Origin of the sequence: Acidovorax sp. Leaf160, from assembly GCF_001424265.1 — a bacterium.
GTDB lineage: Bacteria > Pseudomonadota > Gammaproteobacteria > Burkholderiales > Burkholderiaceae_C > Paracidovorax.
This window is the reverse complement of sequence record NZ_LMOV01000023.1, coordinates 504458-528822: the sequence shown is the minus strand read 5'-3', so window position 1 is coordinate 528822 and position 24365 is coordinate 504458. Positions and strand designations below refer to the sequence as shown.

Annotated in this window: 18 protein-coding genes; 14 read left to right on the top strand and 4 right to left on the bottom strand. The window is 69.8% G+C overall.

Features of this window, described 5'->3' with window-relative positions; all coding sequences use genetic code 11:
* The first annotated feature begins 12 nt into the window (after positions 1-12).
* From ASF94_RS12950 to dinB, 11 genes are all read left to right on the top strand, one after another.
* The gene (locus ASF94_RS12950) at positions 13-6054 is read left to right on the top strand and encodes an Ig-like domain-containing alpha-2-macroglobulin family protein (RefSeq protein WP_082493239.1); all 6042 of its coding nucleotides are present in this window, start codon (positions 13-15) and stop codon (positions 6052-6054) included.
* 245 nt (positions 6055-6299) lie between these two features.
* Entirely contained in the window at positions 6300-7139 is an 840-nt protein-coding gene (locus ASF94_RS12945) for a DUF11 domain-containing protein (RefSeq protein WP_082493238.1), read from the top strand.
* Between the two features lie 24 nt (positions 7140-7163).
* On the top strand, positions 7164-7478 hold the full coding sequence (locus ASF94_RS12940; RefSeq protein ID WP_056666812.1) for an IPTL-CTERM sorting domain-containing protein: 315 nt from the start codon (positions 7164-7166) through the stop codon (positions 7476-7478).
* Between the two features lie 317 nt (positions 7479-7795).
* Positions 7796-9586 (top strand): methyl-accepting chemotaxis protein, encoded by a 1791-nt coding sequence (locus ASF94_RS12935; RefSeq protein ID WP_056666811.1) that lies wholly within the window; start codon positions 7796-7798, stop codon positions 9584-9586.
* 55 nt (positions 9587-9641) lie between these two features.
* Entirely contained in the window at positions 9642-12143 is a 2502-nt protein-coding gene (gene pbpC / locus ASF94_RS12930; protein ID WP_156382533.1) for a penicillin-binding protein 1C, read from the top strand.
* Between the two features lie 86 nt (positions 12144-12229).
* Complete coding sequence (locus ASF94_RS12925) at positions 12230-13087, top strand: DMT family transporter (protein ID WP_056666805.1); 858 nt, start codon at positions 12230-12232, stop codon at positions 13085-13087.
* A gap of 167 nt (positions 13088-13254) precedes the next feature.
* Positions 13255-14415, top strand: a complete 1161-nt coding sequence (locus ASF94_RS12920) for an alpha-hydroxy acid oxidase (RefSeq protein WP_056666801.1) — start codon at positions 13255-13257, stop codon at positions 14413-14415.
* A gap of 169 nt (positions 14416-14584) precedes the next feature.
* On the top strand, positions 14585-15523 hold the full coding sequence (locus ASF94_RS12915; protein ID WP_056666799.1) for a hypothetical protein: 939 nt from the start codon (positions 14585-14587) through the stop codon (positions 15521-15523).
* 258 nt (positions 15524-15781) lie between these two features.
* Positions 15782-16729: a DUF3034 family protein gene (locus ASF94_RS12910; RefSeq protein WP_056666796.1), complete on the top strand. Its 948-nt coding sequence runs from the start codon at positions 15782-15784 to the stop codon at positions 16727-16729.
* 2 nt (positions 16730-16731) lie between these two features.
* Entirely contained in the window at positions 16732-17295 is a 564-nt protein-coding gene (locus ASF94_RS12905) for a group 1 truncated hemoglobin (protein WP_082493237.1), read from the top strand.
* Between the two features lie 240 nt (positions 17296-17535).
* The gene (gene dinB, locus ASF94_RS12900) at positions 17536-18720 is read left to right on the top strand and encodes a DNA polymerase IV (RefSeq protein WP_056667272.1); all 1185 of its coding nucleotides are present in this window, start codon (positions 17536-17538) and stop codon (positions 18718-18720) included.
* Positions 18721-18730: 10 nt separating this feature from the next.
* On the opposite strand, the gene ASF94_RS12895 is transcribed toward dinB, so the two are convergent.
* The 4 genes from ASF94_RS12895 to hemA form a co-directional block, all read right to left on the bottom strand.
* A complete protein-coding gene (locus ASF94_RS12895; protein ID WP_056666793.1) occupies positions 18731-19333 on the bottom strand; it encodes a hypothetical protein in 603 nt (200 codons plus the stop codon).
* 93 nt (positions 19334-19426) lie between these two features.
* Positions 19427-20284, bottom strand: coding sequence for an NADPH-dependent 7-cyano-7-deazaguanine reductase QueF (gene queF / locus ASF94_RS12890; RefSeq protein ID WP_056666792.1), 858 nt, complete (start codon positions 20282-20284; stop codon positions 19427-19429).
* 14 nt (positions 20285-20298) lie between these two features.
* Positions 20299-21378 (bottom strand): peptide chain release factor 1, encoded by a 1080-nt coding sequence (gene prfA, locus ASF94_RS12885; protein ID WP_056666791.1) that lies wholly within the window; start codon positions 21376-21378, stop codon positions 20299-20301.
* A 137-nt stretch (positions 21379-21515) separates the two neighbouring features.
* A complete protein-coding gene (gene hemA, locus ASF94_RS12880) occupies positions 21516-22844 on the bottom strand; it encodes a glutamyl-tRNA reductase (protein ID WP_056666787.1) in 1329 nt (442 codons plus the stop codon).
* A gap of 72 nt (positions 22845-22916) precedes the next feature.
* Between hemA and ASF94_RS12875 the strand changes: the two genes are divergently transcribed.
* The 3 genes from ASF94_RS12875 to ASF94_RS12865 all read left to right on the top strand — a co-directional run bounded on the left by ASF94_RS12875 (position 22917) and on the right by ASF94_RS12865 (position 24321).
* Complete coding sequence (locus ASF94_RS12875) at positions 22917-23192, top strand: hypothetical protein (RefSeq protein ID WP_056666784.1); 276 nt, start codon at positions 22917-22919, stop codon at positions 23190-23192.
* Between the two features lie 107 nt (positions 23193-23299).
* Positions 23300-23512 carry a hypothetical protein gene (locus ASF94_RS12870; RefSeq protein WP_056667263.1) on the top strand — a complete coding sequence of 71 codons (213 nt, stop codon included), beginning with the start codon at positions 23300-23302 and terminating at the stop codon, positions 23510-23512.
* 23 nt (positions 23513-23535) lie between these two features.
* Positions 23536-24321, top strand: a complete 786-nt coding sequence (locus ASF94_RS12865; RefSeq protein ID WP_056666781.1) for a zeta toxin family protein — start codon at positions 23536-23538, stop codon at positions 24319-24321.
* Positions 24322-24365 lie beyond the last annotated feature (44 nt).

Below are 24365 nucleotides of genomic sequence, written 5' to 3'. Positions count from 1 at the left end.
ACTCGGCACGCCATGACTACAACGACAGCGACGACCACACCCGATCCTCTGGCCCCCGCCCGCCCGCACCGCTGGCACCGCCCGCGCCCCTGGAGCCGCTGGCTCCTGGCGGCATCGCTCGCAGCGCTTGCCACCGGCGCCCAGGCGCTCACGGTCGCCAGCCTCTCGCCGCAGGGCGAGGTGGCGCGCGTGCGGCAGGTGGTCGTCAAGTTCGACAGCGCCGCCGTGTCGTTCGGCGACCCGAAAGCCCCCGCGCCCTTCGCCGTCAGCTGTGACGATGCGGCCGCCGGCCAGGGCACCGGCCGCTGGACCGGCGAGCGCGAGTGGGTCTATGACTTCACCGCCGACCTGCCGCCCGGCGTGCGTTGCTCCGTCACTGCCAAATCCGGGTTCAAATCGGCCGCTGGCGCCCCATTGACGGGCACTTCTAGCTATCAATTCAATAGTGGCGGGCCGTTCGTGCAGAACGTGCGTCCCGGCACCTACCAGCGCATCGACGAAGAACAGTTCTTCACGCTGCAATTCAACGGCGCGGCCACCGCCGCCAGCGTGCTGGCCCATGTCTGGTGCGTGGCCGATGGGGTGGGCGAACGCATTCCGGTGCGTGCCGTGGAAGGCAAGGACCGGCAGGCCCTGCTGAAGTCGCAGAGCCTGGAAGGCGCGGCAGCCAAGGAGCCGCTGCGCTACGCGACGCTGGCCTGCAACCGGCGGCTCACTTCGGGCTCCAAGGTGCAGCTGGTCTTCGGCCGCGGCGTGGCCACGCCGAGCGGTGTGGCCAACAACGTGGAGAAGCGCTTTGCCTACCAGGTGCGCGAGCCGTTCTCCGCCGACTTCAGCTGCGAGCGCGAGAACGCGCAGGCCGCCTGTCTGCCGATCCGGCCCATGCGCCTGTCGTTCAACGCCCCCGTGCCGCGCAAGCTGGCCGAAGCCATCCGGCTCAAGGGCGATGAAACCCTCAAGCCCACCGTCGATGCGCAGGGCGACGGCGACTCGGTCGTCACCGGCATCACGTTCGCGCCGCCGTTTCCGGCCAGCGCGAAGTTCTCTTTGCAGCTGCCCGGCGACTTCAAGGACGCCTCGGGCCGCACGCTGGCCAATGCGGGCAGCTTCCCGCTGGCGGTGGCCACCGGGGCGATGCCGCCGCTGGCCAAGTTCGCCGCCTCGCCCTTCGGCCTCGTCGAGCGCTTCGCGGAAGGCCCGCAAGGCCCCGCCCTGCTGCCGGTGACGCTGCGCAACGTGGAAGCCGACCTGCGCGTGCAGGGCCTGCAGCCCGGGCTGGCAGGCGCGCCCGATGCGGCGGCCTCCAAGGTCGCGACCCTGCAGCCGACCACCGACGCCGAGATCATTGCCTGGATGCACAAGGTGCGGCGCTACGACAGCGGCACCGTGGACCGCGCCCAGGCGCGCCGCGATGCGCGCGGGCCGCTGCCGGCCGTGCTGGGCGACAGCGACCGCCAGCAGGTGCAGACCCGCATGCTGTCGCTGCTGAGCGGCCTGCCCGGCGTGAAGGCGCTCGACCTGCCCAAGGCCGCCAGCGGCGACCCGCGCCCGTTCGAGGTGGTCGGCATTCCGCTGCCGCAGGGCTTCCATGTGGTGGAGATCGCCTCGCCGCTGCTGGGCCGGTCGCTGCTCGACGAGCGGCACGGCGCGGGCCGCACCATGTACGTGCGCACCTCGGCCCTGGTGACCAACCTGGCGGTGCATTTCAAGCTGGGCCGCGAGAACGCCGCCGCCTGGGTGACGACGCTGGACAAGGGCCAGGTCGTGCCGAATGCGCAGGTGCGCGTGTCGTCGTGCGATGGGAAGGAGCTGGCGCAGGCCACCACCAACGCCGAGGGCGTGGCCACCTTCGAGGGCCTCTCGCCCCAGGCGCCGGTCTGCCAGGGGCAGGGCGACTGGATGCAGGCGTACTTCGTCAGCGCCCGCGCCACCGGCGCGGATGGCGCGCCCGACATGGCCTTCACCTGGAGCGACTGGCAGCGCGGCATCGAGCCCTGGCGCTTCAACGTGCCCACCAGCAGCGATCCGCAGCCTGACGAGATCGCCCACACGATCTTCGACCGCACCCTGCTGCGGGCGGGCGAGACGGTGTCGATGAAGCACGTGCTGCGCCTGCAGAACAAGAGCGGCTTCGGGCTGCCCGAAAGCGAGCCGGCGACGCTGGTGATCACCCATATCGGCAGCGGCCAGCAGTTCACCCAGCCGCTGCAGTGGCGCAAGACGGCCACCGGCGGCCTGAGTGCGGAGAACACCTTCGCCGTGCCGCCCGCTGCCAAGCTGGGCGCGTACAGCGTCGAATTGCGTGGCAGCGATGCCCGGGGGGGCGACCGCAGCTTCGGCTCCGGTGGATTCCGGGTGGAGGAGTTCCGCCTGCCGGTGCTGGAAGGCCGCGTGGTGCCTTCGACCCAAAAGCCCCTGGTGCGCGCCACCAGCGTGCCTGTGGACGTGCAGGTCAACTATGTGGCCGGCGGGGGAGCGGCCAACCTGCCGGTGCGCGTGTCGGCCATGGTGCGCGGCAAGGGTCTGCAGTACCCGGACTACGACGCCTTCAGCTTCGGCGACAGTTCCAGCGGCGGCGCCGCGGGGAACGGCGAGGAAGAGCCGGCCGCGAGCCAGGACACGCACGTCATCGCCGACAAGCTGGCCGTGACGCTGGACCGCAACGGCGCGGGCAAGGCCACCATCGCCGACGTGCCCCAGGCCCGCCAGCCGCAGGACCTGGTGCTGGAGGCGACCTATTCCGACCCGAACGGCGAGGTGCAGACGCTGCGCAGCACGCAGACGCTGTGGCCGGCCGCCGTGGTGGCGGGCATCAAGACCGAAGGCTGGGTGTCGGCCGCGCAGAAGATCCGCTTCCAGGCGCTGGCCCTGGGGCTGGAAGGCCGCGCGCAGGAAGGCGTGCCGATGGCGGTGAAGGCCGTGGCGCGCATCACCACCAGCAGCCGCAAGCGCATGGTGGGCGGCTTCTACAGCTACGACAACAAGACCGAAACCAAGGACCTGGGCACCGTGTGCTCCGGCAAGACCGACTCGCGCGGGCTGCTGCTCTGCGAGGCCAAGCTGGACGAGGCAGGCGAGGTGCAGCTGATCGCCACCGCGCGCGACAAGGACGGCAACGAGTCGCAGGCATCGTCTTCCGTCTGGGTCACCAAGCAGGGCGAACTCTGGTTCGGCGGCGAAGACCACGACCGCATCGACCTGCTGCCCGAGAAGAAGAGCTACCAGCCCGGCGAAGTCGCCAAGCTGCAGGTGCGCATGCCGTTCCGCCACGCGACCGCGCTGGTGGCGGTGGAGCGCGAAGGCGTGCTGAGCACCCGCGTGGTGCAGCTGAACGGCCAGGACCCGACGGTGGAGCTGAAGGTGGAAGAGGGCTGGGGCCCGAACGTGTACGTGAGCGTGCTGGCCCTGCGCGGCCGGCTGCGCGAGGTGCCGTGGTACAGCTTCTTCACCTGGGGCTTCAAGGCGCCGCGCGAATGGTGGAGCGCGTTCTGGTACGAGGGCAAGGAATACGTCGCGCCCACGGCCATGGTGGATCTGTCCAAGCCGGCCTACCGGCTGGGGCTGGCCGAGATCAAGGTCGGCGCCCAGGCGCACCGCATCGACGTGAAGGTGGCCGCCGACCAGGCCAGCTACCCCGTGCGCGGCAAGGCGCAGGTCACCATCACCGCCACGCTGCCCGGCGGCAAGCCGGCGGCCAACGCCGAAGTGGCCCTGGCCGCCGTCGACCAGGCGCTGCTGGAGCTGATGCCCAACACCAGCTGGAACCTGCTGGAAGCGATGCTGCAGCGCCGCGCCTGGGGCGTGGAGACCTCCACCGCCCAGATGGAGATCATCGGCCGGCGCCACTATGGCAAGAAGGCCGTGCCCGCCGGCGGCGGCGGCGGCCGCGCGCAGACCCGCGAGCTGCTGGACACCCTGCTGCTCTGGCAGCCCGCCATCCAGCTTGACGCGAAAGGCCAGGCGAAGGTGACGGTGCCGCTCAACGACGCGCTCACCACCTTCAAGATCGTCGCCGTGGCCGATGCAGGCACGGGCCTGTTCGGCACGGGCACCACCAGCATCCGTGCCACGCAGGATCTGCAGATCATCAGCGGCCTGCCGCCGCTGGTGCGCGAGGACGACCAGTTCCGCGCCCAGCTCACGCTGCGCAACACCACGCCCAAAGCCATGAAGGTGGAGGTCGCGCCGCGAGCCACGCTGCTGACGCTGGAGCCGCGCACGGTGGACATTCCCGCCGGCGAATCGCGCGAGGTGGCCTGGAACGTCACCGCCCCGGCGCAGTTGGCGCAGACCCGCGCCGAGGCGCTGCTCTGGGAGATCGAGGCGCGCGACACGCTCGGCGGCGCGAAGGATGCGCTCAAGGCCCGCCAGCGGCTCATTCCCGCCGTGCCGCTGACGGTGCAGCAGGCCACGCTGGTGCAGGTGGATGGCCTGTTCCAGATCGACGTGGCCCCGCCCGCCGATGCCTTGCCCGCCAGCGGCGCCAAGCGGGGCGGCCTGAAGATGTCGCTGCAACCCAAGCTGGCCGAAGGCCTGCCCGGCGTGCGCGACTGGTTCGCCAACTACCCCTTCGCCTGCCTGGAGCAAAAGACCAGCAAGGCCGTGGGCCTGCGCGACGGCAAGCTGTGGCAGACGCTGGTGGCCCAGTTGCCCACCTACCTCGATACCGCTGGCCTGGCCAGCTACTTCCCGCCGCAGGCGGGCAGCGACGACCGGGGCAGCGACACGCTCACCGCCTATCTGCTGGCCGCCACGCACGAGGCCGCGGCGCTGCACCCCGAGTTCAAGCTGCCCGACGACGCCCGCGCCGCCATGGAGCGCGGCCTTGCCGCCTTCGTCGAAGGCCGCATCCAGCGGGACTTCTGGAGCCCGCGCAAGGACCTGGACATGCGCAAGCTGGCCGCCCTGGAGGCGCTGTCGCGCTACGGCAAGGCGTCGGGGCGCATGCTGGGCAGCATCACCATCGCGCCCAACCAGTGGCCCACCCACACGGTGATCGACTGGCTGAACATCCTGAAGCGCGTGCCCGACGTGCCGCAACGCGACCAGCGGCTGGCCGAGGCGACGCAGATCCTGAAGGCCCGCCTGAGCTACCAGGGCACCAAGCTCGTCTTCAGCACCGAGCAGGACGACTACTGGTGGTGGCTGATGCAGAACGGCGACGTCAATACCGCCCGCCTGATGCTCGCCGTGATGGACGACCCGGCCTGGAAGGACGACATGGGCCGCCTGGCCAATGGTTTCATCAGCCGCCAGCAGAACGGCGCCTGGCACACCACCACCGCCAACCTCTGGGGCGGGCTGGCGCTGGAGAGGTTCAGCGCGAAGTTCGAGGCCGTGCCGGTGGCGGGCACCACCCAGGCCGCGCTGGCCGGACAGACCGCCAGCGTGGACTGGGCCAGGGTGGAGCGGGTGAAGGCCAGCGACCCGGCAGGCGCCCCGCACCAGACCACCTGGTTCGGCGCGCCGGCAGCGCCCGGCAACCTGCGCAACAACGGCATGTTCGTGCCCTGGCCGCCCGCTCCAGGCAAGGGCAGCCTGGCCGTGTCGCACCAGGGCGCCGGCAAGCCGTGGCTCACGCTGCAGTCGGTGGCGGCGATCGACCTGAAGGTGCCGTTCTCGGCCGGCTATTCCATCAAGAAGACCATCACCCCGGTGGAGCAGGCCGTGGCCGGCAAATACACGCGCGGCGACGTGCTGCGCGTGCGCCTGGAGATCGACGCCAGCGCGCCCATGACCTGGGTCGCCGTGACCGATCCCATTCCGGGCGGCGCCACCATTCTGGGCAGCGGCCTGGGCCGGGACTCGGAGATCGCCACCCGCGGCGAGACGCGCGGCGGCAACGGCTGGGTGGCGTTCGAGGAGCGCAGCTTCGAGTCGTACCGCGCCTATTACGAGTACCTGCCCAAGGGCAAGGTGGAGACGGAGTACACCGTGCGCCTGAACAACGTCGGCGACTTCGCCCTGCCGCCAAGCCGCGTGGAAGCGCTCTATGCGCCGGAAATGTTCGGCGAGACGCCGAATGCGCGGGTGAAGGTGGGTGAGACGCGGTGAGGGCCTGACCAGAGTGCGGCGCCGCAAGAGTCACGGAGTCGAAAGAGGAGCTGACCGGTTGAATATGGTTATCAATTAACCATATAAATTGATAACGTCAATCGCTAGCATGGGTACGCCCAGTGCGTTTCGCGGTGGGTGGGGTTGTCTACAGCGCGACGACCTCCCTTTCATTCCGTGAAGTTGATCGTGGAGTGTTCCCGCCTCACGCATCCCGCACTTCGCACTGGCATGAGGTTCTCTCCATGGTCGTGTCCTCTCAACCTGTCGTCCGCCTCGTCCAACCGAAGGCGGTTCTTGCAGGGGTGGTGCTGTGTCTTGGGGCCGTCCTGTCCCTGCCCGTCATGGCCGCGCCTCCCACGCTGACGTGCCAGTCCGATGCCAACGTGTTCAACACCGGCTATGACGGCAATGGCGGCAAGCTGAGTCGTGGCACGTCGGACCTCAACTGGGAGGCCGGCCTGGGTGACCCCAGTGGCTTCACCAGCGTTACCAACTGGACGCCTGCCAACGTGGTGGGCAATCTCGCTCCGAATGCCTGGGTGAATTCGCCGTACGGCAATGCCGAGTGGGTGGCGCGGGAGAATGGCCAGTCGGACGGTCGGGGATCCATCGTCTACTACCGGTACCGGTTCAATCTCGATCCGGCGGTGCCGCTGGATTCGTTTGCCTTGCAGTTCGATTTCTATATCGACGACCGGATCCAGCAAATGGTCGTCAATGGAGCCGAGTACAAAAACTATGTGACGCCCGCTTCGCCGACCGGACAAGGGGGGTACACCAGTGACAGCCGCCTCAGTGAAACGCTGCTGAACGGTCCGACCCTGGCATGGCGGACCGGCGAGAACAGCATCATCATCAAGTCCTGGAATCTGGTGCGTCCCACCGGCTTCCTCGCCCAGGTCAAGGTGCGAGCGCCATGCCCACCGCAGGTTGCCATCGAGAAGACGGCTTCCGCCAACGGCCCCGTCCCGCGCGGCTCCGACATCGACTACACCGTCACGGCGAAGAACACAGGTGCGGTGTCCGCCGATGGCGCTGTCGTTTCCGACCCGCTGCCTGCTGGAATCAGCTCGGCTTCCTAGACCTGCACGTCCAGCGGCGGCGCCGTGTGTCCCGCACCGTCCGGCACGCTCCCGCTGAGCGAGGCGCTGGGCACCTTTCCCGCAGGGGGGCAGGTGACCTATGCCATCACGGCCCGCGTGGCTGACGATGCCCCTGAGTCGGTGACCAACGTGGCGACCATCAGGCTGCCGGACGCCGTCACCGTGCCGCCCGATGGCACCTCCGGTGTGACCAACGACGTCACCGATCCCGTGGCCGTGCGCAGGGCCGTGCCCACCCTGTCCCAGGGGGCGCTATTCCTCGCGTCGCTGGGTCTGGCCATGTTGGGGGGCTCTGCGGTACGCCGGCGTATCGGGTGAATGCCCCTCGGTACCCGCCCTCGTTTTGTATGTTGAAGCCCGCGCCGATGGCCGCGGGCTTTTTCATGCGTCACAGCGGGGGCGTGGCGACGGAGTGACGTGGTCCTGCCGCAGTGGGGGCATGTGTTTCCTCTGGCGCTGCTCCCTGCTGCACGCCCCCACCAAGTGGGAGTGGCCGGCATCTGTAGTCTCCGTACGGCAAATGCCTACAAGTCGAGACAGTTTGTAACTTTAGTATCGATGCGACCCATCCTGTGACGTTCGGTGAGCGTTGCACCGGGTCGAAAAGTACTTAGGTTTCAAGCAGGAGCGAATCGATGAATCTTTCCCATTGGCCGCTGGCGCGGCGTCTGGGCCTGGCCTTCGGTGGCGTGATCGCCATCTTCCTGGCCGTGATCGTGGTGGCGATGACCAGCCAGTCCAGGTTGCAGGAAGCGGAACGCTGGAATGCGCACACATCCAAAGTGCTGCTGGCTGCCGATCAGGTGCTGCTGGGCATGGTGAACATGGAGACCGGTACCCGCGGCTTCGCCCTGGCCGGCGAGGCGCGGTTCCTGGAGCCCTGGGAGCAGGGCACGCAGCTCTTCAACACAGCCCTGGCCGAAGCCCGCTCCTTGACGGCCGACAACCCGGCCCAGCAGCAGCGGGTGCAGGACATGCAGGTCGCGGCCAACCAGTTCGTCGACGTCTCGCGCGCCACGCAGTCCTTGCGGCGCGAGGTGGATGCCGGCAGCAGCACGCTGGAGGCCCTGGCCACCGAGGTGAAACGCGCCCGTGGCAAGGCCGCCATGGACCAGTTCCGGGCCATCCACACAGACTTCATTCGTACCGAAACCCAGCTGCTGGAGCAGCGTACCGTCGAAGCCGAGCGCACCCGCACCATGACCCTGTGGCTGGAAATGGGCGGTGTCGCCCTGGCGCTGGGGGTGGCCGTGGTGCTGGGCACCTGGGTCACCCGCTCCATCACCCGGCCGGTGGCCCAGGCCGTGGCCGTGGCGCAGGCGGTGGCGGCAGGCGATCTGACCAGCCGCATCGAGGTGCAGTCGCGGGACGAGGTGGGCGTGCTGCTCGACAGCCTGCGCACCATGAACACGTCGCTCACCCAGGTGGTGTCGCGGGTGCGCCAGGGCAGCGAGTCGGTGGCTTCGGCCAGCACGCAGATCGCGCAGGGCAACTCCGACCTGTCGGGCCGTACCGAATCGCAGGCCAGCGCGCTGGAGCAGACCGCCGCGTCGATGGAAGAGCTCGGCTCCACCGTGACGCAGAACGCCGACAACGCCCGCCAGGCCAACCAGCTGGCGCAGGCCGCCAGCAGCGTGGCGCAGCAGGGCGGCGTGGTGGTGTCGCAGGTGGTGGACACGATGAAGGGCATCAGCGAGAGCTCGCGCCGCATCGCCGACATCATCAATGTCATCGACGGCATCGCCTTCCAGACCAACATCCTGGCGCTGAACGCCGCCGTGGAAGCGGCGCGGGCCGGAGAGCAGGGGCGCGGTTTCGCCGTGGTGGCGGGCGAGGTCCGCAACCTGGCGGGCCGCAGCGCCGAGGCCGCCAAGGAGATCAAGCAGCTCATCACCGACAGCGTCTCGCGCGTGGAGGCCGGCACCGTGCTGGCCGACGAGGCCGGCAGCACCATGACCGAGGTGGTCAGCAGCATCCGCCGCGTGACCGACCTGATGGGTGAGATCAGCGCCGCCAGCACCGAGCAGAGCGCGGGCGTGGGGCAGGTGGTAGAGGCCGTCAGCGAGATGGACCAGTCCACCCAGCAGAACGCCGCGCTGGTCGAGGAGATGGCGGCGGCTGCGGCGAGCCTGAACACGCAGGCGCAGGATCTGGTGCAGTCGGTGAGCCTGTTCCGCCTGGGGTCGGGCTCCGCCTACGTGGCAGCGGGCGTCGCCGCGCCGGCTGCTGCTGCTGCTGCGGCGGCTTCCATCGCTGCTGCGCCCGCCGTAGCCCCGGCCCCGGCACCCGCTGCAATGCGCAAGGCCCCACCGGCCGCTGCGCCGCGTGTCCCCCGGCCCCGGACGGTGTTCGCATCGCGCCTGGCGCCGGCATTGGCCACGCCGGGCGCGGCAGCCGGCGGCAAGGACGACTGGGAATCCTTCTGAGTTGAGTCGAGCCGTCACGGGCCGCGCGGCTGGGCAGTGGTAGCCTGCGCGCGGCATGTTCCACCTTCTCCCAGCATTCTTTCGGGCCCCCGTCATTCGCGCCGCCGACGCCCTGCCCGGGCGCCTGCCAGACCGGCGCGGCCAGGGCGTTACACGGGCGGTGCGGCGTGCGCGGCGGCTGGCCGGGGTGGGCGCGCTGCTCCTGGCGCTGTCGCCCACCGGCGCGCTTGCCTTGCCCTCACCGGCCGAGGTCCGCGCCGACTGGCGCCCCTCCGACACCTTGTTGCTCTCGCGCGAAGGCGAGGTGCTGCAGCGGGTACGCACCGATGCCACGGTGCGGCGCGGCCAGTGGGTGGCGCTGGCCGACGTGTCGCCCGCGCTGCGCACGGCGCTGGTGCTGAGCGAGGACAAGCGCTTCTACGAGCACAGCGGCGTGGACTGGAGCGCGGTGTCGGCCGCGGCCTGGGGCAATCTCTGGAACCAGCGCACCCGGGGTGCCAGCACCATCACCATGCAGCTGGCGGGCCTGCTGGACGGTGACTGGCGCCAGGGGCCGGGCGGGCGCAGCGTGACGCAGAAGCTCGGCCAGACGGTGGCCGCACAGGTGCTGGACCGCCGCTGGCGCAAGGACCAGATCCTGGAGGCCTACCTGAACCTGGTGCCGTTCCGGGGAGAGATCGTCGGCATCGATGCGCTGGCGCGCACGCTGTTCGGCAAGGCGCCGCACGGGCTCGATGCGCGCGAGGCTGCGGTGGCCGCCGCGCTGGTGCGGGCTCCCAATGCCCGTCCCGCGCTGGTGGCCCAGCGGGCCTGCGGCGTGCTGCGCGAGATGGATCGCCCGCTGAAACCGCCGCGCGGCACAGCGAACCCGCAGACCGTGGATTGCGATGCGCTCGACCTCTTCACCACCGCCGCTCTGCAGCGCCGCGCCTTCGACGCCAGCGAGGGCATCGCGCCACATTTCGCGCGCCAGGCGCTGCGCGAGGCGGCCGAGGCGCCGCAGGGGCGCTCGGGCCAGGGAACAGCGGCTGCGGCTGCGGCTGCCGCAGCGGCAGCGACCAGCGCGACCAGCGTGACCAGCACCCTCAGCGCCCCGCTGCAGCGCGTGGCCCTGCAGTCGCTGGACCAGCACCTGCGCGAGCTGCGCGGCCGCAACGTGGAAGACGGCGCGGTGGTGGTGCTGGACAACGCCAGCGGCGAGGTGCTGGCCTGGGTGGGCTCGTCGGGCCTGCTCAGCCGCGCCGGCGAGGTGGACGGCGTGCTGGCCCTGCGCCAGCCCGGCTCCACGCTGAAGCCTTTTCTCTATGCCCAGGCGATCGCCGAACGGCGCCTGACGGCGGCCTCGCTGGTGGAGGATTCGCCGGCCCACATTCCCACGGCCAGCGGCCTCTACATCCCGCAGAACTACGACCGCAGCTTCAAGGGCTGGGTGTCGGCGCGCACGGCGCTGGCCGCATCGCTGAACGTGCCGGCCGTGCGCACGCTGGTCATGGTGACGCCCGATGCCTTCTTCACCCAGCTGCGCGCCCTGGGCCTGCCGCTGCGCGAATCGGGCGGCTACTACGGCTACAGCCTGGCGCTGGGCAGCGCCGAAGTGCCGCTGCTGCAGCTGACCAACGCCTACCGCGCCCTGGCGCAGGGCGGGCTTGCGAGCCCGGTGCGGCTGCTGCCGGCTGCCAAGCTGCGCCGGGGCGATGACCCGCGCGCCGCCTCGGACCGGCCGGTGCAGGCACTGGATGCGCGCGCCGCGTTCATCGTCGGCGACATCCTCTCCGATGCCAACGCCCGCGCCCGCACCTTCGGCACCGACAGCGTGCTGGCCACGCGCTTCTGGTCGGCGGTGAAGACCGGCACCAGCAAGGACATGCGCGACAACTGGGCCGTCGGCTGGTCGCAGCGCTACACCGTCGGCGTGTGGGTCGGCAATGCCAGCGGCGCGCCCATGCACGACGTGAGCGGCACCAGCGGCGCAGCGCCCATCTGGGCCGAGGTGATGGGCTGGCTGCACCGCGGCACGCCCAGCCGCGCGCCGCAAGCGCCCGCCGGCCTGGTGCATGCGGCGGTGCGCTACGGCCCGCAGGAGGGCCAGGCCGCCAGGCCGCTGGAAAGTGCGCGCAGGGAATGGTTCCTCGCCGGCACCGAGCAGCCTCTGTTTGCTATTGATTCGATAGCTACGGGCCCTGATGCATCCAGCGCGGGAGCAGGAAAAGGCACCAGGAAGCAGCCTTCTGCTTCATCGCAGCGCTCTGCCGATGACGCCCCGCGCCCGCGCATCGTCGCGCCCGCCCCCGGCACCATCGTCGCGCTGGACCCGGACATTCCGCCCGAGCGGCAGCGCCTGCGCTTCGCCGCCAGCATGCCGGCGGGCAGCCCCGAGGCCGGCGCCGGCACGCTGCGCTGGCGCATCGGCAGCCAGTGGCAGGGGCAGGGCGCGCAGTGGGGCTGGCTGCCCTGGCCCGGCCGGCACCAGGTGGAGCTGCTGGACGCACGCGGCCAGGTGATCGACCAGATCCAGATCGAGGTGCGCGGCGCCGGCCTGCGCGCCGGGGCGCGCTGACGGGCCAGCTCCTACACTGCCTGTCGCCGCCCGCCCGGCCACATACGCCGCGCCCACCTGGCGCCCCCACCTTTTCCGCCCGCCCCATGCACACCGCCGCCCCCTTGCTCTTCGTGATGATCTGGTCCACCGGCTTCCTGGTGGGGCGCGGCGTCGGGGCGCATGCCGACCCGTTCTGGTTCCTGACGATGCGCTTTGGCGGCGTGGCGCTGGTGTTCGTTGCCCTGGCGCTCTGGGCGCGCGTGGCCTGGCCCCGGGGCGCGCGCCGCATCGGCGTGCATCTGGCAGCTGGGGCGCTGATGAACGGGCTGTACGTGGGGCCGAGCTGGTGGGCCATGTCGCAAGGACTGCCGGCCGGGGTGATGGCGCTCATTGGCTCCCTGCAGCCCCTGTTCACGGCGCTGATCGCGGTGGCGGTGCTGCACAAGCGCCTGTCGCGCACCACCTGGTGGGGGCTGGCGCTGGGCTTCGGCGGGGTCACTCTGGTGCTGCTGCCGCGCCTGCAAGCCGTGGGCGCGGGCAGCCTGGCGCTGCCGGTGGTGCTGACGGGGGTGGGCAGCATCCTGGCGCTCACCGTGGGGTCGATGGCGCAGAAGTCGCCCTGGGCCACGGGCGACCTGCGCAGCGCCGGCGCGCTGCAGAACGGGGGCGCGGTGCTGGTGCTGCTGTGCATGGCGCTGCTGCTGGGCCAGCCGCGCTGGGACCATTCGCCGCTGCTCTGGGGCTACCTCGCCTACTCGGTGCTGGGGCTGTCCATCGGCGGCGCCACGCTGCTGATCTGGCTCATGCGCCGGGGCGAGGCCACCCGCACCAGCGCGCTGCTGCTGGCGGTGCCGCCTCTGTCGGCCGTGCAGGCGTGGTTGATCTTCGGCGAGACGCTCTCGCCCGTGCAGTTGCTGGGCTTCGCGGTGGCGATCGCCGGGGTGGCGCTGGCGCGCCGCTGAAGCGCGGGGCGGGGGTGCCGGGCGCGCGGCTGCAGAAATTTCAAACGCGCGGCAAAAGCCTTCACGCGGCGCTGCGCGGTGGCGGGCTAGGATCGCCCATCGCGTCCGTTGCGCGATGGCTCTTGCCCGTTTGCCCTTCCTCCTCTCTCGTCCGGAGACAGCCCGCCGTGCCCAATCTTTCCAAGATCACCACCATCGAAGACCTGCGCGTCGTTGCCGAGCGGCGTGTGCCGCGGATGTTCTACGACTACGCCGATTCGGGTTCGTGGACCGAGGGCACGTACCGCGCCAACAGCGACGACTTCCATCGCATCCTGCTGCGCCAGCGCGTGGCGGTGAACATGGAAGGGCGCAGCACCGCCTGCACGATGGTCGGCCAGTCCGCCCGCATGCCGGTGGCCATCGCCCCGGTGGGGCTCACGGGCATGCAGCATGCCGACGGCGAGATCCACGCCGCCCGCGCGGCCGAAAAGTTCGGCATTCCGTTCACGCTCTCGACCATGAGCATCTGCTCCATCGAAGACGTGGCCGAGAACACCACCGCGCCTTTCTGGTTCCAGCTCTACATGATGCGCGACCGCGACGCCATGGCCCGCATGATCGCGCGGGCCCGCGCCGCCCGGTGCAGCGCGCTGGTGCTCACGCTCGACCTGCAGGTGATCGGGCAGCGCCACAAGGACATCAAGAACGGCCTGACCGCGCCGCCGCGGCCCACGCTGAAGAACATCGCCAACCTGATGACCAAGCCGCACTGGTGCCTGGGAATGGCCGGCACCAGGCGCCACACCTTCCGCAACCTGGTGGGCCATGTGAAGGGCGTGTCGGACATGCGCTCGCTGTCGGCCTGGACCAACGAGCAGTTCGACCCCAGCCTGTCGTGGGCCGACGTGGCCTGGGTGAAGGAGCAGTGGGGCGGCAAGCTGATCCTGAAGGGCATCATGGATGCCGAAGACGCGCGCCTGGCCGTCGCGGCCGGGGCCGATGCCATCGTGGTCAGCAACCACGGCGGCAGGCAGCTGGATGGCGCGCCCTCGTCCATCGCCGCGCTGCCCGCCATCGTCGACGCGGTCGGCTCCCAGACCGAGGTGTGGATGGACGGCGGCATCCGCTCCGGGCAGGACGTGCTCAAGGCCTGGGCGCTGGGCGCGCGCGGCACGATGATCGGCCGTGCCATGGTGTATGGGCTGGGCGCCTATGGCGAGGCGGGCGTGACCCGGGCACTGCAGCTGATCCACAAGGAACTGGACGTGACCATGGCCTTCTGCGGCCATGTGGACATCCGCAACGTGGGCCGGCGGATCCTGATTCCAGGCACCTATCCGGTGTGATGGCGGACCGGGGAGGGTGACGGGGCTTTCGGAAATCCCGCCGGCCCGTGTCTTCGTGGGGCGGCCCGGGGGGCGGCCGGAGCGAGGCATCGCCATTGCCTGCGGCTGACATGCCGAGGCGCGGGCGCTGGAGCCCGCCGGGCCGCGCGCGCCGCGCTACGCTCGCGGCATGTCATCTCTCCCCTGGCTCGCCTGGATCTGGATTCCCATCACCCTCTGGGCCGCCTTTGCGCAAACCGTGCGCAACGCGGCCCAGCGCACCCTCATCAGCGATCTGGGCACGCTCGCGGCCACCCTGGTGCGGTTTCTCTACGGCCTGCCGCTGGCGGCGGCCTGGGTGCTGGGCACCTGCGTGCTGGGTGACCGGCCCGGCCTGGTGCCGGTGTTCACGCCCACCTACGCCGCCTGGCTGGCCGTCGGTGCGGTGATGCAGGTGGCCGCCACCGCCTTCGTGCTGCTGGCGATGAAGGAGCGCAACTTCATCCTGGCGGTGGCCTATTCCAAGACGGAGGTGCTGCAGGTGGCCCTCTTTTCCGCCGTGCTGCTGAACGAGCTGCCCGGCCCGCTGGCACTGGCGGCCATGGCGGCGGCGACCTGCGGCGTGGTGCTGCTGTCGCTGCCCCGCGGCGGCTGGCGGCTGCTGCTGGCCGGCGGCGCACCGGGGCAGGGGCGGCTGGTGGCCTGCGGGCTGGCCTCGGGCGCCTGCTTTGCCATCGCGAGCGTGGGCTTCCGGGGCGCGTCGCTGGCGCTGGGCGACGGGGTGGCACCCTGGGTCGCGGGTGGCTGGGGCGTGCTCTGGGCGCAACTGCTGCAGACAGTGGTGCTGGGCGCTTGGCTGCTGGCGCGGCAGCCGGGTGTGGCCCGCGCCATCGGCCGGGCCTGGAAGCTGTCGATGGTCGCGGGCTCCATGGGTGCGCTGGCGTCCATCGCCTGGTTCACCGCCTACGCGCTGCAGCCGGTGGCCGACGTCCGCACGCTGGGTCTGGTGGAAGTGCTGTTCAGCTATGCCGTGTCGCGCCGGGTGTTCCGCGAAAGCCTGTCACGCACCGAGACGGCAGGCCTGGCGCTGGTACTGGCGGGGTTGGTGGGCATCTGCGCCCAATGGTGAACGTGGCGGGCGGGGCAGCGTTCCGCTGCGCGGCACGGCGCCGTGGCGCTCAAGATCCGGGCGCCTGCGCCGAAAGTGATGCTGGCGCCTTCGCCGGAACGGACCGGCCGCCGTGGAAAGCGCGCGTTGTTCCGGGCCAACCCCGATGCCGGGCACGCTTCGCTTCGCTAGATTGACCGAGGATGGCCCCTTGCAGGGCGCCATGCACGGTGTGGTGCGATGGGTCCATCGCATGCCCATTTTTTTCCCGAGCCTGCCATGAACGCACTCTCGCTTCCCCCTCTCGTCGCGGCGCTGGCCTTGAGCGGCGTGTGGGCCTTGCCCCTGGCGGCCCAGGCCGAAACCGGCAAACTGCTGCTGACCGGCGGCGTCAGCACCGTCAGCGGCCCGGCGGGCGGCGGCATGGTGCCCTGGGCCGTCATCGGCACGCAGGCCACCGAGGGCGAGGTGGGCGTCACCGCGCACGCCACGCGCGTGGGCACGCTCGACTATGCCTTGAAGAGCTACGGCGCCACCGTGGGCGTGCACGACCGCGTGGAAGTGTCCGTCGCGCGGCAGGACTTCGATGCCGGGGCGGCCGTGGCGCTCAACGCCATCGCGCCCTTCGGCGTGGAGCCGGGCGCGCGGCTGAAGATGGACATCGTCGGCGTCAAGGTCAAGCTGCTGGGCGATGCGATCCTGGAGGCGCACACGCTCATCCCGCAGGTCGCCGTCGGCGTGGAGCACAAGCGGCTGCATGCCGGCTCGCTCGGCAACGTGCTCGACTTCCTCGGCACCGACCGCAGCGGCACCGACCTCTACGTGAGCGCCAGCAAGCTGCTGCTGGACAAGGGCCTGCTGCTCACCGGCACGCTGCGCTACACCCGCGCCAACCAGAACGGCCTGCTGGGCTTCGGCGCGGCCGGGCCGGGGCGGGACGGCTACAGCCTGCAGCCCGAAATCTCGGTTGCCTACCTGCTGCGGCGCGACCTGGCCATCGGCGCCGAATACCGCTTCAAGCCCGACAACCTGCGCGCGCTGGGCGAGGCGGCGGGCCTGGGCAACGGCCTGCAGGAAGACGACTGGAAGGACGTCTTCATCGCCTGGGCGCCCCACAAGAGCCTGTCGCTGACGCTGGCCTATGTGGACCTGGGCCGCATCGTGCCGGGCATCACGCGCAACAAGCGGCAGACCGGCTGGTATGTGTCGGCGCAGGCGGGGTTCTGACCATGGCGCCATCGACTGCCCTCCTGCGCACCGCTGCCGTGCTGCTGACGGCCACCCTGGGCGCCTGCGCGCAGGCGCCGACGCAGCCGTTGTCGTCGTCGTCAGCGTCTTCGTCGTCCCCGCCCCAGCCCGCCGCCGCACCGCGCCAGCCCATTCCCGGCGGGCCGGTGGCTGCCGGCCTGCGCGGCCCGGCGCCCGCCGGGCTCTACCAGGCGCTGGGTGAGCAAGAGGGCATTGCCCGGCTGATGGACGACCTGGTCGAGCGGGCGGTGAAGGACCCGCGCATCGGACCGATCTTCCAGGAGTCGTTCAAGCAGACGAAACCGCAGGCCCTCAAGGACAGCCTCACCGCGCAGATCTGCCTGCTGGCCGGCGGACCGTGCGAATACGACGGCGTGGACATGCAGTCCGCGCACATGAACATGAAGATCGACAAGTCGCACTTCAACGCGCTGGTCGAGCTGCTGCAGGACGCGATGGACGCGCGCCGCATTCCCTTCACCCAGCAAAATCGCCTGCTGGCCCTGCTGGCGCCCATGCACCGGGACATCATCACCGTGCGCTAAAGCATTTGCTATTGAAATAATAGCTAGGTGCCCATATTTATCAAGCGCCAGGGGCCGAAAAGGCTTGAAGTCTGAGCAGGCCGCCCCGGCACTCGGACATCCCCGCGCCGTGCTGCGGCCAGCGCCCCGGCGAAGCACAATGGCGGCTTGACCGACGCGCCCGCACTCCCTCCCGAAGACCACGCCGCTGGCGACGCCCCGCCGCCCGGCGGGCGGGTGCGGCGCATCGCCCACCTGGACATGGACGCGTTCTACGCCTCCGTGGAGCTGCTGCGCTATCCGCAGCTCAAGGGCCTGCCGGTGGTGATCGGCGGCGGCGGGCGCGAGTCGCACGAGGCGCTGCTGGCCGAATACGGCGGCGACCGCGCGGCGGTGCCCGTGGTGGCGTTTCCGCGCCTGGGCGACTACGTGGGGCGGGGCGTCATCACCACCGCCACCTACCCGGCGCGCAAGTTCGGCGTCGGCTCGGCCATGGGCATGATGAAGGCGGCACGGCTGTGCCCGCAGGCGCTACTGCTGCCGGTCGATTTCGCGGAGTACCGCCGCTTCTCGCGCCGCTTCAAGGACATCATTCTGTCCATCGCCCCGCTGATGGAAGACCGGGGCGTGGACGAGGTCTACATCGACTTCACCGACGTGCCCGGCGGGCAGCGCCAGGGCGGGCGGGCGCTGGCGCGGCTGATCCAGAAAAGCATCCATGACGACACGGGGCTGACCTGCTCGGTGGGCGTGGCGCCCAACAAGCTGATCGCCAAGATGGCGAGCGAATTCAACAAGCCCAACGGCATATCGATCGTGCACGAAGACGATCTGCAGAGCGTGATCTGGCCGCTGGCCTGCCGCAAGATCAACGGCGTGGGTCCCAAGGCCGAGGCCAAGCTGCTGGCGCATGGCATCGAAACCATCGGCCAGCTGGCCGAGCGTCCGCGCGACTGGCTGATGCAGCACTTCGGCCGCTCCACCGGCGCCTGGCTGCACGAAACATCGTGGGGCCGCGACGACCGGCCGGTGGTGACCGAAAGCGAGCCGGTGTCGATGAGCCGCGAAACCACCTTCGACCGCGACCTGCATGCCGTGCGCGACCGGGCCGAGCTGGGCCGCATCTTCACCGACCTGTGCGTGCGCGTGGCGGAAGACCTGCGCCGCAAGGGCTACATGGGCAAGACCATCGGCATCAAGCTGCGCTTCGACGACTTCAAGATCGCCACCCGCGACCAGACCATCGACGGCTACACGCAGGACGCGGCCGCCATCCGCCGCGCCGCGGGCCAGTGCCTGAAGCGCGTGCCCCTGGACCGGCGCCTGCGCCTGCTGGGCGTGCGCGTGGGCAACCTGCTGCCGGAGGAAGCGGCCCGGGCCGCCGAGAGCACGGCGCCGGCCGAGCCGGCTGCGGGCGGCGTCGGCACCAATGCCGTGCTGTTCTAGCCGGGGGTGTTCAGGGCAGCAGCGGCTTCACGACCCGCACGAAGCGTTCGGCCTCCGCCTTGTCTGGCACTTTCCTGCACTGCACCGGGTAGTAGAACGAGTGCATCGGGCCAGCGGGAAGGTCGAGCACCTGGAGCCTCCACATGCATCGCGCGGGATCGTCTTCGCTGCGCCCATAAACCAGGCTGGCGGGCCGCCCCTTCACGGTCAGGGTGATGGATTCGGCAGGCGCGCAGGCCCGTGCGCCGGCGCGCTGGAGATGGCTGATCGAAAGCATCACCTCGCCGAGTTCGGTGGTGTAGACCGCGTCGGCCCGGCTCCCGTCGCCGGACTGGTAGCGCACGATCTTCTCGCGCTGCGGGAAGCCGTAGGTGTCCGCCAGGCTGGCGATACCCGGAGCGTCGGACTGGTTCAGCATCCGCAGGTCGAGCACGTACTGGTCCGGGATCTTCGCCTCGTTCCAGCGCACCGTGGCGTTGGCGCTGTAGGGGCCCGCGATCTCGATGGTCTGCTTGCCGGGGCATGCCGGGGCGGCGGGTGCCTGAGCGGCCGCCCAGTGCGAGGCGAGCAGCAGCGCGCATCCACCCAGCAGTCGGAAAGTGACAGCGGTCATCTTGTTTCCTCCTTGTGCTTCATGTCGGACCTGGAAGCAGGCCGCCCCGAAGACTAACGCGCCGCAGCGGCCGGTCAAGCGCCGCGACGGTGGCTACTGCCGCGCCGTCCGCACGTTGGCCGGCAGCGCCTGCGGGTGACTGGTGCGCAGCGGGTTGATGTCCAGCCCGCCACGGCGCGTGTAGCGCGCATAGACGGCCAGCTTGATCGGCCGGCAGCGCGTCCACACGTCCATGAAGATGCGCTCCACGCACTGCTCGTGGAATTCGTTGTGGTTGCGAAAACTCACCAGGTACTGCAGCAGCCCGGCCTGGTCGATCTGCGGGCCGCTGTAGCGGATCTGCACGCTGCCCCAGTCGGGCTGGCCGGTCACCAGGCAATTGCTTTTCAGCAGGTGGCTGACCAGCGTCTCGGTCACGGGCGCCTCGCCCTCGGCAGCCTTCAGCAGCTCGGGCGCGGGCGTGTAGCGCGTGCACTCGACGTCCAGCCGGTCCAGCAGCAGGCCGTCCAGCTCATGCACCGGTTCGCGGTCGAACAGCTCGGGCAGCAGCAGCTTCACGCCCACTGTCGAAGCGCTCGCCGCGCCGCGCCAGGCGGCTTCGCTGAGGTCGGCCCGCAGGCGCGCCTGCACCTCGGCCGCATCGGCAAATCGGCTGTTGTTGAAGCTGTTCAGGTACAGCTTGAACGACTTGCTCTCGATGATGTTGGGCGTCTCGCAGGGGATGGTGACGTGCGCCAGCGCGACCTGCGGCTTGCCGCGCGGGTTCAGCCACGACAGCTCGAAGGCGGTCCACAGGTCGGCGCCGAAGAAGGGCACGGCGGCAGCGGCGCCCAGGCCGATCTCGGCCCGCTTGGGCGCGCGCGGAATGGGAAAGAGCAGCGACGCGTCGTACTGGTCGACATAGGCCGAGGTGCGGCCCAGCTGCGATTGTTCGGGGGTGTTGTCGTTCATGGGCCGGTGTTCCTTCAGGTGCGTTCCAGTTCTTCGAGCAGTTCCGCCTCGCGCGCATGGGCCAGGGCCTGCAGCACGTCGCCCAGGTCGCCTTCCATCACGGCCAGCAGCTTGTAGACCGTGAGGTTGATGCGGTGGTCGGTGAGCCGCCCCTGCGGGAAGTTGTAGGTGCGGATGCGGTCGCTGCGGTCGCCCGAGCCGATCAGGCCCTTGCGCAGCGCGGCTTCCTTGGCGGCGCGTTCGCTGCGCTCCTTGTCCTGGATGCGCGCCTGCAGCACCTGCAGCGCCTTGGCCTTGTTGCTGTGCTGGCTGCGGCCGTCCTGGCATTCGGCCACGATGCCCGTGGGCAGGTGGACCACGCGCACGGCCGAGTCGGTCTTGTTGATGTGCTGGCCACCCGCGCCGCTGGCGCGGAAGGTGTCGATGCGCAGGTCGGCCGGGTTCAGCGTGATGGCCTGGTGCTCGTCGGGCTCGGGCATCACGGCGACGGTGCAGGCGCTGGTGTGGATGCGGCCCTGCGTTTCGGTGGCGGGCACGCGCTGCACGCGGTGGCCGCCGGATTCGAAGCGCAGCGCGCCATACGCTCCGTCAGCTTCCACGCGCAGCACCACTTCCTTGTAGCCGCCGATCTCGTTCTCGCTGGCGCTCATGATCTCGACCTTCCAGCCCACGCTGGCGGCGTAGCGCGTGTACATGCGCGCCAGGTCTGCCGCGAACAGCGCCGATTCGTCCCCGCCCGCGCCGGCGCGGATTTCGAGGAAGGCGTTGCGCGCGTCGTCCGGGTCCTTCGGGAGAAGCAGGCGCTGCAGGCCGTCTTCCAGCTGCACCAGCTCCGCCTCGGCGGCGGCCACCTCTTCCTGCGCCATCTCGGCCATGTCCGGATCGGCCAGCATTTCGCGCGCACCGGCCAGGTCATTTTCGCGCTGGCAGTAGCGGGCGTAGCGGCTCGCGATCTGCGTCACCTCGGCATGCTCGCGCGAGATGGTGCGGTACTGCGCCATGTCGCTCATGATGTCTTCGCGCGAGAGCAGGAAGTCGAGTTCTTCGAGGCGCTGGGCATAGCGCTCCAGCTGGCTTCTGAGAAAGGGTTTCATCGGGGCGGAAAAGGAGAGGTGCTACGGGTGGGGTAGCTGAAGGCGCTGGCTGGACCAGCGCCCGGGGCCGGAATGGCTCGAAAGGGGAAACAGGGGTGCGGCAGGCGCGGGTGTCGCCCTGCCCGGGGCGAGCGCCGCTACAGGCTGCTCTTGGTCTGCGAGCGCAAGAAGAGCCGCGAGACGGTCTGCGCCGTCTGGGCGCGCGCTTCGGCGTCGCCCGCGCGCAGCTCGGCCATGGTGCCGTGCAGCATCTTCTGGGTGAGGCCGCGCGAGAGCGCCTCCAGTACCGCGTCCACGTCTTCGCCGCGGGCCAGCAGCTTCTTGGCGCGGGCGATCTCGGCGGCGCGCCAGGCGTCGGTCTGTGCGTTGAGCTGCTGGATCAGCGGCACCACCGCAGCGCCGCCTGCCGCCCCCGCCGCACCGGCGGGCGGGCTGCGCAGGTCCATCCAGTGCATGAAGCTTTGCACGCCCGCGTCGATGATCGCCTCGGCCTGTGCCACGGCGGCCTGGCGGTTGGCCTGCGCCGTCTGCACCACGGTGGCGAGATCGTCCACGGTGTAGAGGTACACGTCGCCCAGCGCCTTGACCTCGGGCTCGATGTCGCGCGGCACGGCCAGATCGACCATGAACATGGGGCGGTGGCGGCGCTTCTTGAGCGCCCGTTCCACGGCGCCCAGGCCGATGATGGGCAGGCTGCTGGCGGTGCAGCTGATGACGGCGTCGAATTCATGCAGCCGCTCGGGCAGGTCGGCCAGGCGCATCACCTCGCCGCCGAAGCGGGTGGCCAGTTTCTCGCCGCGCTCCAGCGTGCGGTTGGCGATGGCGATGGCCTTCGGTGTCCGGGCGGCGAAGTGCGTGGCGCACAGCTCGATCATCTCGCCCGCGCCGACGAACAGCACCTTGATGTCGGACAGGTCTTCGAACAGCTGCCCCGCCAGGCGCACGGCGGCGGCGGCCATGCTGATGCTGTGCGCGCCGATCTCGGTGCTGCTGCGCACTTCCTTGGCCACGGCAAAGCTGCGCTGGAACAGCTGGTTGAGCGTGGTGCCCAGTGCGCCGGCCGTTTCGGCGGCCCGCACGGCATCCTTCATCTGGCCCAGGATCTGCGCCTCGCCCAGCACCATGGAGTCGAGCCCGCTGGCCACGCGGAACGCATGCCGCGCGACCAGGCCGTCTTCGAGCGCGTAGGAGTGCGAGCGCAGCAGCGCGGGGCTGACGCCGCCGCTCTGGGCGAGCCATCCCAGCGTGTGATCCACCGCGGTTTCGTTGCCGGCGCAGTAGATCTCGGTGCGGTTGCAGGTGGAGATGATGGCCGTCTCGATCTGCGGATGGCGGGCCGATGCGCCCGCCAGCGACTGGCGCAAACCCTGCAGCGTGGGGGCGATCTGATCGAGCGCGAACGCAAAACGACCGCGCAGATCGAGCGGCGCGGTCGTGTGGTTGATGCCGAGGGCCCAGACTGCCATAAGCCGCCATTATAAAATTTGTGGCTCCGCCAGGTAAGCCACCTGCCCGAAAGCCTTGATCCAGGTCAACCCATGGGCCCCATCGCCGCCGCCAACCACCTGCTGAACTTCATCGCGCCCGCCCTGGTGGTGGCGCTGCTGCTGGTGCTGGCCTGCCGCCTGATGATGCGCCGGCGCTCTGCGGCCAGCGGCCTCTGGAAGCAGTGGGCGGTAGTGTCGGCCGTGGGCTGCGCGGTGCTGCTGGCCGGTCTGGTGGGGCTGGGGCGGGACGGCAAGATGCTGACCTATGCGGGGTTGGTGGTGGGTTGCGCCAGCGCGCAGTGGGTGCTTTTGCGCGGCTGGCGCTGAGCGGTGTGCGCCATCCTTTTCGGGGCGCTGGTAGACTGAGTCACCACTTTTCCATGGAGTCGCTGATGTCTACGGGTTCCGTACGAAGGGTACTTACCGAGCGAGGCATGCAAATGGCCGAGCAGCGTATCCCCGAGTTGGCTGCAAAGGCCGGCCACCAAGCCTACCGGACGACATTGGAGCAGACGGGCGCGGTGATCGTGAAGACGAGTAACGGTCAGGTGGTGGAGCGCAAGCGAGATGGCAGCGTGATCCTCATCAAGACACTTGCGCTGGGTAAACGCGTCAAACCCGGCACGGTGCTCAAGCGCAGCAGTTGACGCGACGCCCGAGCATCGCAGCGATGTCCTCGGCAGCCACGCGTTCCCCTCACCTGGCGCAGCCTGCTCAGCCTCGCCTTCGCATTCTTGCGGGGCCTAACGGGTCCGGCAAAAGCACGATCAAGTCAGAACTGAAGCCTGAGTGGATCGGAGCGTTCGTCAACGCCGACGACATGGAGCGCGAACTGCGGATCACGGAGGGCACGCTGAGCCTGGCTGCCCTAGGGATTTCTGGCAGGCCCGCAAGCGTGTTGGAGAGCGTTCTGCGCAGTCTCACCACGTCCGGCCTGGGGCACAGGCTGAATCTGAGAGCACTGCGCAGCGGCATGACGCTGGATGACAGCATGGCGCTCCATGTGCCCGGACCGCATGACTCGTATCTGGCTGCCGCGCTGGCCGAAGCGGTGCGGCAGCAACTCCTGGCAGCAGGACAGACGTTCACCTTCGAAACCGTGATGTCCCATCCATCCAAGATTGGCATCATGAAGCAGGCGCGGGCGAGCGGCTACCGTGTTTATTTCTATTTCGTTGCCACGGACGACCCGGACATCAATATTGACCGCGTGCATCGGCGCGTGCTCCAGGGCGGGCATCCCGTCGATGCCGGCAAGGTGGTCGAGCGATACCACAAATCGATTGCCCTGATGACACAGGCGTGCAAGGTCGCCCACCGAGCCTATATCTTCGACAACTCCGGTTCGAGGCATAAGTTGCTTGCCGAGGTCACCGACTTCGACACTATCAAGCTCGTCTCCAGTCGCATCAACCCCTGGTTTCTCAGCACGGATCTCTGGCAGGCGTTTTCCTGAACTAGCGCGTGAGAGTGCGCACCGCGCATCCTGCGGGTAAGGCC